The organism is Thalassospira lucentensis, assembly GCF_032921865.1.
In the GTDB taxonomy this organism is placed as follows: domain Bacteria; phylum Pseudomonadota; class Alphaproteobacteria; order Rhodospirillales; family Thalassospiraceae; genus Thalassospira; species Thalassospira lucentensis_A.
Genome location: NZ_CP136684.1, coordinates 667695 through 683908, shown reverse-complemented (window position 1 = coordinate 683908; position 16214 = coordinate 667695). Strand labels below are relative to the sequence as shown.

Sequence of the window (16214 nt, the reverse complement as noted above, 5' to 3'; positions counted from 1 at the left end):
TTTGGAACCGGCATTTAGAATTTGGCATCACAGAGGGCTTCGAACGAAAAAACGCGGCAGATATTTTGTATCTGCCGCGTTTCCTCTATCGATCAGGAAGCTGCTTTTGGCGCAATCCGGGGACCATGTTCAACACGTTCCGGTGCCTTGTGAACCATGGTGTAGGCATAATCGACGCCCATGCCATATGCGCCGGAATGTTCTTTCACGAGTGCCATGACATCGTTGTAGGTTTCACGGTGTGCCCAGTCGCGCTGCCATTCCAGCAGAACCTGCTGCCAGGTGACCGGTACGACACCGGCCTGCACCATACGATCCATCGCATAATTATGCGCATCGACCGACGTACCGCCGGATGCATCGGCGACCATATAGATTTCATAACCGCCTTCAAGCATCGCACAGAACGCGAAGGAGTTGTTACAGACTTCGGTCCACAGGCCGGAAACGATTACTTTTTTGCGGCCGTTTGCCGCCAGTGCATCGCGTACTTTCTGATCGTCCCAGGAATTCATCGAGGTCCGTTCAAGAAGCGGATTTTCAGGAAATACTGCCAGAAGTTCCGGATAGGTATGCCCCGAAAAGCTCTCGGTTTCGACGGTCGTGATCGTGGTCGGGATGTTGAAAATCTTGGCAGCCTTCGCAAGGCCAACGGTGTTGTTTTTCAGAACCTGACGATCAATCGACTGAACGCCGAATGCCATTTGCGGCTGGTGATCGATGAAGATGATCTGCGAATTTTTCGGAGTAAGAAGTTCGAGCTTTTCCAATTTAGGTCTCCTGTTTAATAGAACGCCATTGCCTGAGTGCAATAAGGGCTGTGGAAAGGGTCGGGGACTAGGAATTCGGGATCGCAGACACGATCATAAGCACGCCAAAAACAATAAAGATTACGCCAGTCAACGCACGCCCACGCCTTGCATGTTGCGGCTTTTGAAACAGCTTTACGACGTGCCGCGCCCCGATGGCGTAACCACCAAGAACAACAAGCTTTGCAACGACAAACGTCAAAACCAGAAGTGCCAGAACAGCTGGGCCGCTCTCAGCGGGAATAAACTGCGGGAACAGGGCCGCAAAAAACAAAACCGCCTTTGGGTTGCTGATCCCGACGCCGAATGAGTGAAACCAGAGAGCCAATCCGTTGCGTCCACGTACTATCTCTGCAGTTCCGTCGACCTCTTTCGGTTGATTGACGGGTCTGAGATAAGTCCATCCCAGCCACAAAACATAGAACGCACCAAGCAGGCGCAGACTAAGAAAAATCAGCGGATACGCTTCTAGCAAAGCACCCAAGCCGACCACCGAAAGTGTGGCTAGCAGTGCAATTGCGACAAGATCGCCACTTAGTGCGCCCAATGCGCGACGCCACCCAAAGGCAAGAGCATTGTTAACGAGAAACAATGTCGACGGACCGGGCGTCGCGCTTTGAGCTGCGCTGATCAAGATAAAGGCAATATATGATGATAATTCCATTGCGCACCCAAGACAATAATTTGTTCAAAGAAAAAGAAATGGTTAAAGTAACCCAATGGTTTTTCTGCCTTTTTACAAAGCAGAGTGCCATTTCTATTCTGCTATTCAAGAAGTGATGAAGAGCCGTGACAAATCCTCGGGCGTTCATCTGGAATCTGATCAGTCCATTATTTATCCCTAGCCGGGGACAGGTGTGTTAAGCAGTTGCTGTTCCCATTGGAATGCGACACCACTCGCCCCGGCATGTTGCTTAAGTATCTCGGCAAGTTCGGGAATATGTTCTTCGCGCGCCCAGTCGCGTTGCCATTCGGAGGCCAGGGCCAGCCATGTCATCATGTTCGCGCCGGCTGAGATCATCCTTTGGATAGCGACTTCATGTGCCTCGACTGAAACACCGCCGCATGCATCTGTTACGACCGTGACATCCCACCCTTCGCCGAGGGCCTGAATCGTTGGCATGGCGACACAGACTTCGGTCCACAGGCCCGCAATGACAAGTTGCTTGCGTCCTGTTTCCTTGACGACATCTACCACTTTTGGGTCTTGCCAGGTGTTGATCAAAGTCCGGTCAATGATTTCCTGTCCGGGGAAAACATCGGTAATCTGGGGGAAAATGTTCCCGCCCTGACGTGCGATCACGGAAGTTAAGATGGTCGGCACGCCAAACGCCTTGGCAGCTTTTGCCAGCCCCACCGTGTTGTTCACCACCATGTGAGGATCGTGGCTGTTGAGATTTGCAAGTTGGTAGGGTTGATGGTCGATCAACACAAGTACTGAGTCTTCGGGGCGAAGGAGTGAAGCAAGGCCATTGCGAATATTCATAGGCTGTCCCTTCTGTTTTTGTAATTAGGGCAGGTTTGCTCAACTGGATTTTTAGGTGCCCTATGAAACGACAGTCGCAGGTCTCTGGATAAGACACTAGTGCCCGTATATGATATGCTGTGTCGCAGCACAGGGAACGCGAAATTGGACATAGAAGAATTAGAAACATTTGTGGAAGTTGCTGACTCTGGGGGAATTTCTCCTGCCGCGCGTCGATTGGGTCTCTCCAAATCAATCGTCAGTCGGCGACTTTCACGTCTGGAATTGGCGCTTGGTGTCCAGCTTCTGGCACGTACGACCCGAGGTGCGGCACTTACTGAGGCCGGAGCGACATTTCGCGAACATGCTGCGAGGATTTGTGATGAATTAGAGTTGGCGAAAGACACACTGCTGCCAACGGGTGAGCTTTGCGGACGGCTTCGTATCGCCATGCCGCTTTCATTTGGTCCGACCCACTTTGCCCCTGTTCTTGCAAAAATGGCGCAACGCCATCCCCAGCTTCAAATCAATGCCTGCTATAGTGATCGTTTCGTAGATATTATCGCCGAGGGGTTCGATTGCGCGATCCGGCTGGGCCACCTTCCTGACTCCAACCTGATTGCAAAGCGGTTTGCGCCCATTCATGGCAAGCTCGTTGCAAGCCCCTCGTACATAGAGATGTATGGTGCACCTGAAACGCCCGAAGATATTGTACTTCACCAAGCCGTTTTACAGGGTACCGAGGCGTGGCATTTGATGGACGGTGACAAAATCGTCACGGTGCAGCCGCAAGGGCGTTTCAAGTCGGACAATGGCATAGCACTGACCGCTGCTGCCGCAGAAGGTCTTGGGATTGGATGTCTTCCCAATTGCCTTACCCACGAATACTTGGTCTCCGGAGCCCTCGTTCCGGTGATGCCGCAATATCCCCCAAAATCGGGAGCGGGCTTTGTGGTGCGACCACCGGGAAGTTACCTGGACCGCAAGGTGCGCATACTGACCGAAATGCTGATTGAGCATGTCCAGTCCAATCCCCATCTCTGGGAAGAATAGCCCTGACAAGCCAGCAAGCGCCAACCCAGTCATCTCGGTCAGTCTTATTCCGAGCAGACATTCCACTTCGTGCGACACAGTTAAGCACATAACGTGACTAGCGGAGCGAAAAAACATACGCCAGTCTGGGGTATCCCTCTGATCGGTAGTGCATTTTGCCTGCTGGGTCTGTAAGGGCACTAAGTACAGACTAAGGAGTGCGCGTATGAGTTGGAACCCCGCATTGCAACCGGGCTGCCCCGATGATGTAGATACTGGGGCGATTGAGACACTTATTGTCCCGCGCGCAAGAGATCTTGGCGGTTTTGAGGTTCGTCGCGCCTTGCCTGCACCAAAGCGGCAGATGGTGGGACCCTTCATCTTCTTTGATCAGGCGGGACCGGCAGAATTTCTGACCGGCCTAGGTGTTGATGTAAGACCACACCCGCATATCGGTCTTGGCACAGTAACGTATCTTTTCCGCGGTGATTTCCATCATCGGGATAGTACAGGGGCAGACCAGATCATCCGTCCCGGTGAGTTGAACTGGATGGTTGCCGGGCGCGGTGTATCCCACTCAGAGCGGACTTCAGCGCAAGCCCGGTCTGGGCCCAACAGTTTGTTCGGGATACAGACTTGGCTCGCACTACCAGATCAGTACGAGGATATAGCCCCGACATTCGAACACCATAATAAAGAGACGCTGCCAATAATCGAGGATTCGGGCGTCAAGCTTCGACTAATTCTCGGCAACGCCTATGGCAAGGTTGCGCCTGCGACAATGCTCTCCGAGACCTTTTACGCCGATGTGATGCTCGAAGCAGGAGGTCGATTGCCTTTGCCCGATAATCACGAGGACAGAGGGATCTACATCGTCGAAGGCTCAATATTGATAGCTGGACAGGAGTATCAATCATCTCAAATGATGGTCTTCCGTCCAGGAGACAAAATCACCGTCTCGGCCGGTGAGAAAGGTGCTCGGATCATGATCCTCGGCGGCTCCACCCTTGAGGGGCCACGTTACATCTGGTGGAACTTCGTTGCCTCGTCAAAAGAGCGTATCGAAGAAGCCAAAGCCGAATGGCGCGCAGCAAACTGGGGCAAAGGACGTTTCGATCTCCCTCTCAATGATCGTGATGAGTACATCCCCATGCCGGCTTGAGCATCATTGAAGAAATACCTCAAAGACAGCCAAGTCGGTCCGAGGTTTCTTTAACACTCATTTCGAAATGTCTTTTTCTGAGATCACAACCAGTAACCGCTGTACATCTATGAGATTGATACGCTCAGTTTCGCGCGGAGTAAATCAACATACTGTGACGTGCTGCTGTGTCGTGAAATAGAGAACGCCAAGTTGAATATAGAAGACATAGAAACATTCGTCGTAGTTGCCGATGCGGGAGGCGTTTCGCCCGCTGCACGGCGGCTCGGCATATCCAAATCAATTGTCAGTCGCAGGCTCTTTCGGCTTGAAGCAGCGCTTGGTGTGCAGCTTCTTGCCCGAACAACAAGAGGGGCTGCCCTCACCGAGCCCGGGGTTGCATTTCGCGAACACGCCGCAAAGGTGAGTGCCGAAATCGAAATTGCGAGGGATACGATCATGCCCACGGGGGATATTCGGGGGCGCCTAAGAATTGCCATGCCGCTCTCATTGGGACCAACACATTTTGCACCCGTTCTTGCGAAGATGGCGCAACGCTATCCCCAGCTTCAGCTTCATGCTTCCTACAGCGACCGTTTTGCTGACCTTATCGCCGAAGGTTTTGATTGCGCGATCCGGGTGGGCCACCTTGAAAATTCCAACTTGCTCGCTAAGCGTATTGGCCCTATCCATTTAAAACTTGTCGCAAGCCCGTCTTACATCGAGACACATGGAGCGCCGGAAACACCCAAAGAACTCATAGGGCATCAGGCCCTTATGCAGGGAACAGAGTCCTGGAAATTTATGGATTGCGACAGGATCATCTCGGTGCAACCTCAGGGACGCTTCAAATCTGACAACGGCATCGCTCTTACCGCTGCGGCAACCGCCGGGCTGGGCCTTGCGTACCTTCCTGACAGCTTGATCTGTGAATATTTAAGATCCGGTACCCTGATTCCGGTCATGACAAGCTATCCCCCGCCACCGGCGGCGGCATATGTTGTCCGGCCACCTGGCCAGCATCCTGTCCGAAAAGTTCAAGTCCTTACCGAAATGCTGATTGAGCATCTCGAACAAAACCCATGTCTTGAGGGAAGAAATCGAGGTTTACCGCAAATCTCTGACTAAGTCGTAGAGGTAAATCTCAGAAATAATAATGTATCAATGCAGGATTGAGCCTATTTGGGAAAACGAGTAGCTCATTCTAAATACCATGCGCCCTGCCCGCGCTTGCCTTTACTGAGCCTCGAACTCTCCATGCAGCTGGCAGCTCAGCCCCTTAAATATAGCGAGCAATTCGTCGAAGGTTTTGAAGAAATTCCGGAAAACTTCCGGAAGCTATTTTGGGGTGGGGTAATAGCGGAAAATTGACTGCGAAAGTCGGTTAACGCCAGGGCTCATCGAAACCGTTCCCTGCCGGGACAAAAACCGTCAAACAACAATTTTTGTCCCGGACAGGCGCGGATTTTTCACAAAGCCATTCTCGCACGATACCAAACGTTGACTGTCATCATCTCGCGCAATTGGCCTTGCCTGTTGAGTATGAAAGGGCCATTGGAAACCTGAAGCAAACGCTTTGACCATCCGAAGGTTTCTGTCTCCTACCGGCGTCTGGTATTCTTGAACGTGTCAATTGCAGCTTCGATTGCAACATTTCCACCGGTTACTTCGATGATCTCCCGATTAAGGTCAGGGGTTCGTAGTAGCGCGGTAATCGTTGTCGCAAGGTCGTCTCGGGCGATCTGGGTGTGGATTTTGGCCAAGCCAAGATCGACGCGTCCTGTGCCAGGCTCGTTCGTCAGTGCAGAGGGACGCACGATTAACCAATCAAGATCAGTGAGCACCAATTCGGTCTCTGCTCGTTTTTTCTCGACCATGTAATGTTCGAACGACTCATTCATGTGGCGTTCACGCCAAGCTTCAGGAAAGACCGAAACCAGTATGAAGCGGCGTATACCTGCCTGTTTTGCTGCGGTAGCCACCTTGCCTGGTCCGCTGCCATCAACTTGTGTTCTTGCCTCGGGGCCTCCTTTGCCGCCTGCACCTGCGCTGAAGATAACAGCATCAAATCCAAGCATTTTTTCGGCCAGTTCGTTGACGGACATCGCGACCAAGTCGCCCATTGTCGTCTGAATGTCGTTAGCGGCCAGGGCCTCCGCCTGCTCAGGTTTCCTAACGAGACCCAAGGGGGCATCACCCGATTTGACAAGCTGTTCTGCTATCCGAAGACCAACACCACCAGCAACACCGATGATAAATATCTTCATTTTGGCTCTCCATGTTGTTCGAAATTAATTTGAATCAGGCTGTCCTTGGCAGTCTGGCGATGGTGATATGGCCGAAGAAGTGGTGTCGTCGCGAGCATCGCCGCACTCACAGCGACAAGAACCCACATAGGCATATCGAAACTACCGGTCAGGTCGCGCAGAAAACCAACAAGCACCGGTCCGGTCGCGCCGACAAGATAGCTTACCGTCATGACAAAAGCGTTCCAGGACGTTGCCTCGCCGTCTGTCTGGGCATTGTCGAGCGGCAAGGTCATTGAGAGCGTGAAAGCACCGCCAGTGCCGAATGCGGCGAGTGAAATGGCAACCAGTGGGAAACCATCGGGTGCAACGGCGATCCAGATGGCACCTGTCAGGCTGATAGCGGCTCCCAGTCCAAGGTATACGCGCCTGTCTTCGTTACGGCTAATTGCGCCGAATAACGGGTTTGCAGACATAAATGCCAAGGTAAAGCAGGCCAGTATCACGCCGGCTGATGACGCGGAATGTCCAAGGTCGACATAGACTGGCGCGATCCAGGATATATAGCTGTAGAACATCACATTATTGAGGGCAAAGAACGTGGCAACAAACCAAGCCGTACGGTTGCGCACCGGCAACTTTGCACTGGATATTTTTGTCTTCAGTCGGAGAGACTTTGTGCCGCGCCTTTCAACATGGAGCCAGGCAATGACACCAAGGATTGCCGGTATGGCCCAAGCCCCGGCAGGTACACGCCAGGATCCGAAAAGATCGGTCAGAATACCGGTCGCACTGGCTGCAAACGTACTGCCCAGCGACAAGGCCATGGCATAGATTCCCATCAGCATGGCAACCCGGCTGGGAAAGCTTTCCTTGACAAAACCGGGTGCGAGCGCGCCGGCGATCGCAATGCCCACGCCGACAGCCGCGGTTGCAATAAACAGGACGGTTGTCGATTCCGAAACAGCCCGGCCGGCGGTTGCTACTGCAAGCAAGAAAAGGGCAGCAATGATTGCACGATCCCGGCCGAAGCGACGGGAAAGCCAAGGTGTCGGCAGTGCGAGCAGCCCCATTAATAACGTGGGAATGGCGGTCAGCAACGATGCCTGGGTATGTGAAAGTGCAAAGTCATTGATCATATCTGGGAGGATGGGGCCGATTGACACGATCGCGGGCCGCAGTCCCAGCGCGATAAGGACCAGGCAGACAATGCCGATACCAAGCGGGATTCGTGCAGCCGGCACAATGCCGGGTGCCTCTTCGGTAACGGTGAACGGAGGAAGGGGGGGAGACGCAGGAGCACCTAACTCTGTGCTCCTGACGACGTTCGGGGTCACTGACATCTTGCGTTCCAATCACTCAATACTGAAAGGCGGCGTGATGACACCGACACGCCGGTTACCGTTTTAGAACTGCTGGCTGGTTGGCCGCAGCTCGATTGCATTGATGTCGACGTCTGCGGGTTGTTCGATAGCAAATGCAATCGCACGCGCGACCGACGACGCAGGAATGGCGTTCTTGTAAAAATCAAGTACGGTGTCTTTGGCGGTCCCCGACGTGCCAAGTTTGAGATCGCTCTCAACTGCACCCGGCTCAATTGAGGTCACGCGTACTTTTTCGCCGACTTCCTGGCGCAGGCCTTCGGAGATCGCGCTGACCGCGAACTTGGTGCCTGAATAAACAGTCCCGCCCGGTGCAAATACCTTAACGCCTGCGACAGAACTCAAATTGATGATATGGCCGCTTTCCTGTGCAAGAAAACGTGGCAGTGCGGCCGCAATACCGTAAAGAACGCCTTTGAGGTTCACATCGATCATCTGATCCCATTCATCGGTGTTTGCTTCCGACATGGGGCGGATCGGCATGAGCCCGGCATTGTTGATCAATACGTCGAGTTTTCCAAAGTCGGTGACCACATTCGCAACCACAGCCTCGACCTGGTGCTTGTCGGTCACGTCCAGTGTATAGGCTTTGGCAATGCCGCCGGCTGCCTCAATCTCGGCTACGACATTATCAAGCTTGTCCTTCCGGCGGGCTGCGACAGCAACCTTGGCGCCGCGTTCAGCAAGCAATTGTGCGGTTACAGCGCCCAGACCGGTGCTGCCACCGGTTATCAGGACGACTTTTCCTTTGATTCCTTCGTTCATTTTGATTTCCGTCTTCATGTGTGCGTGGGGGGCTTGTTTGGGGAATAGCCCGTCAATGAGCTGTCGCCAGAATCTCTGGGGTGCGGCTCATTGACAGGGATATGTCAAATGGCGGTTTTGAGTGCCGGGGCCTTGTAAGTCGGGTAGTCGGTGAACCCTTTTTCGGCACCACCATAAAGTGTGGCGGGGTCAAGCTGGTTCAGTGGCCAGTTGTTGGCGATACGTGCAGGCAGATCTGGATTGGCAATGAAAGTGCGGCCAAATGCGATCATATCTGCCAGGCCGGTCTCCAACAGGCGTGCGCCGCGTTCGACCGTATACTTTCCGGCATAGATGACACGGCCGGAATAAGTGTCACGCACTGCCTGACGGAAGGTTACCGGCAGATCGGGCGCATTTTCCCAGTCAGCTTCGGCAATGGACAGATAGGCGACACCAGCATTTTCGAGTATTTTGATTGCCTCGATATAGGTGTTGTGCGGATCTGTCTCGACGAGACCGATATAGACGCGGTCCTGATCGGTGGTCTCAAACAGTGGTGTGAAACGCACACCCATTCGATCCGCACCAACCACATCGACAACTGCATCGACAATCTCGCGCAGGAAACGAAGCCGGTTCTCCAGCGAACCGCCATATTCGTCGGTACGGGTATTGGCATGCTCGGAGATGAACTGATTGATCAGATAGCCATTTGCACAGTGCAGTTCTACACCGTCAAAGCCGGCCTCAATCGCATTGCGCGCAGCTTGGGCGTATAAACCCACCAGCTCCTTGATCTCTGCTACGCTCAGTTCGCGAGGCTGTGGTGGCAAGACGAGCTTACCTTCACCGGGTGCTGTTTCGATAAATGCTTTCACCTTTTGCGGTGTGATCGCCGATGGCGCTACCGGCGCTTCGCCATTGGGCTGAAGCGCATTGTGCGAGACACGTCCGACATGCCAGAGCTGTGCGAAGATGACGCCACCTTCTTCATGCACAGCATTCGTGACCTTGCGCCATCCGTTGATCTGTTCTTTGGTGTAAATGCCAGGTGTCCAGGAATAGCCCTGCCCACGCGGCTCAATCTGGGTGCCTTCGGTTACCATGAAGCCGGCACTTGCGCGCTGACGGTAATATTCGGCCATGAGATCGGTTGCTGTGTCACCCGGCTGGGCCGCACGTTGGCGGGTTAGGGGTGGAAGCACGATACGGTTGGTAAGTTTATGACGGCCTAACTTTACCTGTTTGAAGTAAACTTGATTGGAAGTCATTTTATAGCTCCATCTCATCTGTGCGGGCGTAGTACCGCCCTCGCTCTGAACGAAAGGGTTCGGGAGCCGTTGTTTTCGGAAAGATGATGGGGGTCCCGTACAGGACGGCTCCTGCTGGAGCCGTCCTGGGGAGAAACCACTTATTTGTGGATCAATACAGTCTTCGGGTTCGTAAAGAGCAGGCGGCCTTCATGGCCCTGCTCGGTGCCAATGCCCGACTGTTTGACGCCGCCAAACGGGATATCAACGCCCTGGGTGTGGATCTCGTTGACCCAGACCATGCCGGCTTCAATCCGGTTGGCGACTTCGACCGCAGCCTTGGTGTCGCGACCCCAGACCGAACCGCCAAGACCCCAGATTGAGTCGTTTGCGCGGTTCACTGCGTCGTCCACATCGTCATATGCGATGATCGGAACGATCGGGCCAAACTGTTCTTCCTGAACGATTTTGCTGTCTTCAGGCGGATTATCAACGACAGTGATCGGGAAGAAATACCCTGACTGGTTTTCGTCGATTTCGCCGCCGAGGACGATCTTCTGGCCATTGGCCTTGATGTCGTCGAGGAAGGTTTTCAGTTTGTCGAACTGCATCTTGTTCTGGACCGGACCGACACCAACTTCCGGATCGAGACCATCGCCAACTTTTACCGTTTTGGCATAGTCGACAAATGCTTTCACGAAGTCGGCATGGAACGAGCGGTGCACGTAAAGACGTTTAATGCCTACGCACCACTGTCCCTGATGGCCTAGTGCTCCCCAGAAGAGTTGGGGAATGATCGTTTTGTAATCGGCGTCGGGCAGAACAATGGCTGCATCGTTGCCACCCAATTCCAGGGTTACGCGTTTGACCGTTCCCGCTGCTGCACGAAGGACGTGCTTGCCGGTTTCGGTTGACCCCGTAAAGCTGATCTTCGCGATATCCGGGTGATTGGTCAGTTGCGGACCAAGTTCATCAAGACCCGTTACGACAGACAGCACGCCTGCCGGAAGGACGCTTTGGGCGATTTCACCGAAACGCAGCGCAGTCAGTGGCGTGAAAGGTGTCGGCTTGAGCACGAATGTATTACCGGTGATCAGTGCTGGTGCAATCTTCCACAAGGCGAGCAATACCGGGAAGTTCCAAGGTGTAATACCGCCGACAACGCCAAGAGGAACGTGGTGGAGTTCGACGATGTGAGAGTCGTTTTCCTCGACGATTTCGACGGGAACGCGACGGTTGGCAATCTGGCGGATATACGAAATCGCCTGATCAACCTCGGGTGCAGCCATCGTTTCGAGCGGCTTACCCTGCTCCAGAGTCAAGAGGCGGACCAGATCGTCACGATTTTCCTGAAGTGCATCAGCATAGGAATTCAAATAGACCTGACGTGCGTCATAGCTGAGCGCGGACCAGTCCTTGAAGGCGGCTTTGGCCGCTGCGATTGCATCGTCAAGCTGCTCGGCACTGGCGGCAGGTGCCTTGGCGAAAACTTTGCCTGTTGACGGGTTGATGACGTCAAAGGTGTTCTTTGCTTCGACCAGTTTACCTGCGATAGTGAGATAGAAGGTGCCAGTGAAGAAATTGTTGCTGGAGGTCGGCTTGCCGACTGTGGTAATAGAATTCATGGTACTGCTCCTTGCGGTGTCTCGGGCTGGCGCTAGTTGAAAATGGTTTTGCCAGTCCGGAGTTAGAGGACGCGACATGCGCCCCTGCTTGGCGGGCAGTCACTGTTGGCGCGGTGACTGCCTGCAAATTTAATGACGTTATTGTTCCTAAGCGTCTGTTCCCTCGACGAGATACATCTTGCCCGTGCTACCCTGCAGACGATGAGGTCGTGCTGCTTGATATTCGGGGCTCTCATACCAGGCGCGTGCATCGGCCATTGAGGAAAACTTCAGAATTGCGACCCCGTCGACCGGTTCGCCCTCAAGCACCTCATGGGCGCCATAGAATGCCAGCGGTTCGAGCGGATGAGCTTCCCTCGCGGCGGGTGTACGTTCCCGGTAACGCTCAAGAGCGTGTTCATCGGTTACTGTTTCCCGAACGAAGATGACATAGGCGCTCATGACGATGCCTTCAGCGCTTCAATTAGGCGCTCGGCTGCGTCGGTGGATGACGCCGGGTTCTGACCGGTAATGAGCAACCCATCCTGTACAACATAGGATGCCCAGTCTGCTCCGCTGGAATAGATGCCGCCCTTGGCTTTGAGCTCGTCCTCGACGAGGAACGGGACGACATCGGTAAGTCCAACGGCAGCTTCTTCGGTGTTGGTGAAGCCTGTGACCTTCTTGCCATCGACCAGTGCACGGCCGTCAGAGGCTTTTACGTGACGCAGTACGCCTGGTGCATGGCAGACAAGTGCGACGTGTTTGTTTGCAGAGATGAAGCTTTCGATCAGACCGGACGAGTCTTTGCTTTCGGCCAAATCCCAGAGCGGGCCATGCCCGCCCGGATAGAAGACCGTATCAAAGTCCTCGGCAGAAACCTCTGCCAGCTTCGCGGTGTTGGCGAGCGCTTTGTTCGCTTCGGCATCTGCCTCGAAACGGCGGGTTGCGGCGGTCTGGAAGTCTGGCTCGTTACTCTTGGGGTCAAGCGGCGGTTGGCCACCGTTCGGCGAGGCAAGCGTGATCTCGTAGCCAGCTTCCTTGAATACGTAATAGGGAGCGGCAAGTTCTTCAAGCCAGAAGCCGGTCTTGCGGCCGGTGTTGCCGAGCTGATCGTGGGATGTCAGAACCATAAGGACTTTCATGTGTATTCTCCTTTAGTGACAGTCTACTGCGGTGTAATGGCCGCGTGTTGCGATAAAGTTGGGCGGTGCAGACGTGCTGTCTGTTGTTTGTGATTTTTAAATTAGACCGGTCGTCTATAAGGAGTCAAATGAAAAATTATCGCTCCTGATTTTCTTTAATTTCCCGATAGCATCTGGTCGGTTGCGGCCATCGCCGCGTCGAAAGGGCTTGGATTACGGGCGATTTTGGTCATGATACTCGCGCCAAGCCAGAGCTGATATAACGTTTCGGCCAGATCGTAGGGGTTGCGTGTGCTCTTGATCGAGCCATCCACCAACCCTTGTTTGATGACCTTGGATAGTCGGCCGATGATCGCTGATGTGCCATTTTTCAACGCGATTCGCATGTCCTCGGAAATGTCTGATACCTCTGCGCCAAGCTTGACCGCAAGGCATTTTCCGCAAGGGTCTTCGCTTTCCTGATTGTCCTTCCAGAAGCGCCAATAGGCCGCCAGTCGGGAGCGGGCGGGCACATCTTCGTCGGCGAGCAACGCGTCGAGCTCGTTCAAATACTTGCTAAAATAGTGCTCTAGCAAGTCGCGGCCGAAAGCCTCTTTCGAAGAAAAATAATAATAGAACGAACCTTTCGGGACGCTCGCACCGGCCAGAATCTCGTTCAAGCCCACGCCAGAAAACCCGCGCGCGGCGATCAGCCGTTGAGCGGTATCCAGGATGTGAGACTTTACATCGGTGGCTTTGTCGGATTTGGCTGCGGTAGACATCATTTTTTCCAATTAGTATACGACTGGTCTATTTTATATGGTGTTGGACTGTATCGGTCAAGGGTGAATATGACCAAGGTGATATCGTGCGATCCTAGTTTAGTCTAACTACCAGACTTTGCCGGATGCGGCAAAATGGTTGCTTGATGTTGCAATGATCCTTGGACGTTTGGAATTCCAGATCTTGCTGGTGTTCCTGCTATCAAGTTTCTGGTGGGATTGAGTTAAGAACGGATAATTGAAATAGTTTAGAAGCGGGTTGTTGCGCATCGGTGACATCGAACCTGCTAGCGCTGTTGCCAATGCAGGGGAATGTCATCTTTTCTGTCAATTCTGCAGCTTTTTGTCAGCTTATGTGTCAATCCGTGTCAACTTATCTGGCAAGCGGGAACGCTAAGTAGTTGGTTTAAAAGCAAGTCGGATGTCACCTTTTGTGGCACATGACAAAGAGACAATACTCATATTATATGGGTATTGTCTCTTTGTCTCAAAGCTCCCAGATTTTCAGGTGAAATACCCGAATGCCCCGCTTGTCATCATTCGGGGTTATGGCCTCTGGCGTGTATGCTAATTACAGCCGTTTAGAAGGCACTGCTGCGTGCTGTCAGCGGGATTTTTACGCATTTTTTATGCCTATCATCGGACAGCATAGATTTCTGCCATCGTATTTTTACGGCTCTCCCTCCTAGCCTGTAGCGGTTGATCCGAACACTACAGGAGTATCCCATGTTCGATCTGATCTATGCCGTTCTGGCATTGGGTGCCTTTGCCATGTGCGGGCTTGCGGTACGCGGCTGCGCAAGGATCTAGGAGGTTCCATGATCAGTTACATCCTTGGCGGTGCGGTATCGGCCGCGCTGATTGTCTATCTGTTTTACGCCCTGATCCGGGCCGAAAAATTCTAGGACGGAGTTCCCGATGACAACCGATCTCGGCCAGTTCGCGCTTTATTGCGCGATCCTGCTGGCGTGCGCCCCGTTGCTGGGCGGGTATATGTACCGGGTTTACAGCGGACAGGCGGTTTTGCTGTCCCCCGTTTTCAAGCCGGTTGAGAAAGTCATTTATCGCATTTGCGGTATCGATGCGCAGGCATCGCAACATTGGTCGCGATATGCCGTGACCCTTCTGGCCTTTAACGCGGCCGGATGGGTTTTGCTGTTTGCCATTCTGCGTTTGCAGCATCTTTTGCCGTGGAATTCGGCCGATCTAGCGCCGATGTCGTCCGATCTGGCGTTTAATACAGCGGTCAGTTTTGTCACCAATACCAACTGGCAGGCCTATGGCGGTGAAACCTCACTGTCCTATTTCAGTCAGATGGTCGGATTGACCATGCAGAACTTTGTCAGTGCATCAACGGGCATGGCGGTTGCCGTTGCCGTGATCCGCGGGTTTGCTGGTCGCAAAATCCGTGATCTTGGCAACTTCCATGTCGATATGACGCGCGGGGTTCTTTACATTCTACTGCCGCTTTCGATTATCGCAGCAATTTTCCTGATGTCGCAGGGCGTTCCGCAGAACCTGAATTCCTATGTAGATGCAACGACACTTGAGGGAACAAAACAGGTTCTGGCACAGGGACCGGCGGCATCGCAGATCGCGATCAAGCAGCTTGGCACCAATGGCGGCGGCTTCTTTAACGTCAATTCGTCGCATCCTTACGAAAACCCGACACCGCTCAGCAATCTGCTTCAGATGGTTTATATCCTGCTGATCCCGGCGGCATTCTGCTTCCTGTTTGGCAAGATGGTTAATGACAAGCGCCAGGGCATTGCGATTTTCGCGGTGATGGCCGTGCTGTTTGTCGGTGGATTTGCCGCGACCTATAGTGCGGAAAAGGCAGGCAATGCGTTGCTGACAAATTCCAGCACGATTATTGCCGATCCGGGCAATATGGAAGGCAAGGAAACCCGTTTCGGTATCCTGAATTCCACCCTGTGGGCGACAGCGACAACTGCTGCGTCGAACGGATCGGTCAATGCCATGCATGACAGTCTGACACCGCTTGGCGGCATGGTAACGATGCTGAACATGCAGCTTGGCGAAATCGTCTATGGCGGTGTTGGTGCCGGTTTCTACGGCATGCTGCTGTTTGTTGTTCTGACGGTTTTCATTGCCGGACTTATGGTCGGGCGGACGCCGGAATATCTGGGCAAGAAGATCGAAGCCCGCGAGATCAAGCTGGCTGTTCTGGCCATCCTGACCATGCCGATCGGCATTCTGGTATTCGGGGCCCTGTCGGCGACCGTTCCGGTCGCTATGACGGCAGTACAGGATGCCGGACCGCACGGGCTTTCGGAAATCCTTTATGCCTATAGCTCGGCGACGGGCAATAACGGCTCGGCCTTTGCCGGGTTCGGGGCTGGAATGCCGTTCCATACCACCTTGCAGGGCATTGCGATGCTGCTGGGGCGTTATGGCTTCATCATTCCGATCCTGGCGATTGCCGGTTCGCTCGGGACGAAGAATGTCGTTCCGGTTTCGGGCGGCACATTCCCGACCCACGGTCCGCTTTTCGTTACCCTTCTGATTGCCGTCATTCTGATTGTCGGCGGCCTCACTTTCTTCCCGGCACTGGCACTCGGCCCGATTGCGGAGCATTTCGCAATGCTGGCCGGAATTGCCTACTGACCGG

At 53.6% G+C, this 16214-nt stretch carries 16 protein-coding genes; 5 read left to right on the top strand and 11 right to left on the bottom strand.

The window, feature by feature from the left end; translation table 11 throughout:
• Positions 1–92: 92 nt before the first annotated feature.
• From R1T41_RS03765 to R1T41_RS03755, 3 genes are all read right to left on the bottom strand, one after another.
• The gene (locus tag R1T41_RS03765; RefSeq protein ID WP_317340067.1) at positions 93–770 is read right to left on the bottom strand and encodes a hydrolase; all 678 of its coding nucleotides are present in this window, start codon (positions 768–770) and stop codon (positions 93–95) included.
• A 67-nt stretch (positions 771–837) separates the two neighbouring features.
• Entirely contained in the window at positions 838–1473 is a 636-nt protein-coding gene (locus R1T41_RS03760) for a LysE family translocator (RefSeq protein ID WP_317340066.1), read from the bottom strand.
• 177 nt (positions 1474–1650) lie between these two features.
• On the bottom strand, positions 1651–2295 hold the full coding sequence (locus R1T41_RS03755; protein WP_317340064.1) for a hydrolase: 645 nt from the start codon (positions 2293–2295) through the stop codon (positions 1651–1653).
• A 144-nt stretch (positions 2296–2439) separates the two neighbouring features.
• On the opposite strand from R1T41_RS03755, the gene R1T41_RS03750 reads away from it, so the two are divergent.
• The 3 genes from R1T41_RS03750 (at position 2440) to R1T41_RS03740 (ending at position 5575) form a co-directional block, all read left to right on the top strand.
• Positions 2440–3327 (top strand): LysR family transcriptional regulator, encoded by an 888-nt coding sequence (locus R1T41_RS03750; RefSeq protein ID WP_317340063.1) that lies wholly within the window; start codon positions 2440–2442, stop codon positions 3325–3327.
• 205 nt (positions 3328–3532) lie between these two features.
• Positions 3533–4468 (top strand): pirin family protein, encoded by a 936-nt coding sequence (locus tag R1T41_RS03745; RefSeq protein ID WP_317340062.1) that lies wholly within the window; start codon positions 3533–3535, stop codon positions 4466–4468.
• A 192-nt stretch (positions 4469–4660) separates the two neighbouring features.
• Positions 4661–5575: a LysR family transcriptional regulator gene (locus tag R1T41_RS03740; RefSeq protein WP_317340060.1), complete on the top strand. Its 915-nt coding sequence runs from the start codon at positions 4661–4663 to the stop codon at positions 5573–5575.
• Positions 5576–6048: 473 nt separating this feature from the next.
• Here the strand turns inward: R1T41_RS03740 and R1T41_RS03735 are convergent, their stop codons facing one another.
• From R1T41_RS03735 to R1T41_RS03700, 8 genes are all read right to left on the bottom strand, one after another.
• Complete coding sequence (locus R1T41_RS03735) at positions 6049–6714, bottom strand: SDR family oxidoreductase (protein ID WP_317340058.1); 666 nt, start codon at positions 6712–6714, stop codon at positions 6049–6051.
• Positions 6711–8036: a CynX/NimT family MFS transporter gene (locus R1T41_RS03730; RefSeq protein WP_317340056.1), complete on the bottom strand. Its 1326-nt coding sequence runs from the start codon at positions 8034–8036 to the stop codon at positions 6711–6713. Before R1T41_RS03730 ends, R1T41_RS03735 begins: the two co-directional genes overlap by 4 nt.
• 63 nt (positions 8037–8099) lie before the next feature.
• Positions 8100–8840, bottom strand: coding sequence for an SDR family oxidoreductase (locus R1T41_RS03725; RefSeq protein ID WP_317340055.1), 741 nt, complete (start codon positions 8838–8840; stop codon positions 8100–8102).
• A gap of 104 nt (positions 8841–8944) precedes the next feature.
• Positions 8945–10093, bottom strand: a complete 1149-nt coding sequence (locus R1T41_RS03720) for an alkene reductase (protein ID WP_317340054.1) — start codon at positions 10091–10093, stop codon at positions 8945–8947.
• A 140-nt stretch (positions 10094–10233) separates the two neighbouring features.
• Positions 10234–11697, bottom strand: coding sequence for an aldehyde dehydrogenase family protein (locus tag R1T41_RS03715; RefSeq protein ID WP_317340052.1), 1464 nt, complete (start codon positions 11695–11697; stop codon positions 10234–10236).
• Positions 11698–11844: 147 nt separating this feature from the next.
• A complete protein-coding gene (locus R1T41_RS03710; protein ID WP_317340049.1) occupies positions 11845–12138 on the bottom strand; it encodes a DUF1330 domain-containing protein in 294 nt (97 codons plus the stop codon).
• Positions 12135–12821 carry a type 1 glutamine amidotransferase domain-containing protein gene (locus R1T41_RS03705; protein WP_317340048.1) on the bottom strand — a complete coding sequence of 229 codons (687 nt, stop codon included), beginning with the start codon at positions 12819–12821 and terminating at the stop codon, positions 12135–12137. Before R1T41_RS03705 ends, R1T41_RS03710 begins: the two co-directional genes overlap by 4 nt.
• Before the next feature lie 155 nt (positions 12822–12976).
• On the bottom strand, positions 12977–13585 hold the full coding sequence (locus R1T41_RS03700; RefSeq protein ID WP_317340046.1) for a TetR/AcrR family transcriptional regulator: 609 nt from the start codon (positions 13583–13585) through the stop codon (positions 12977–12979).
• Positions 13586–14400: 815 nt separating this feature from the next.
• Between R1T41_RS03700 and kdpF the strand changes: the two genes are divergently transcribed.
• Both kdpF and kdpA read left to right on the top strand, forming a co-directional pair.
• A complete protein-coding gene (gene kdpF / locus R1T41_RS21950) occupies positions 14401–14487 on the top strand; it encodes a K(+)-transporting ATPase subunit F (RefSeq protein WP_084716446.1) in 87 nt (28 codons plus the stop codon).
• Positions 14488–14500: 13 nt separating this feature from the next.
• A complete protein-coding gene (gene kdpA, locus R1T41_RS03695) occupies positions 14501–16210 on the top strand; it encodes a potassium-transporting ATPase subunit KdpA (protein WP_317340044.1) in 1710 nt (569 codons plus the stop codon).
• The last annotated feature ends 4 nt before the right edge of the window (positions 16211–16214 follow it).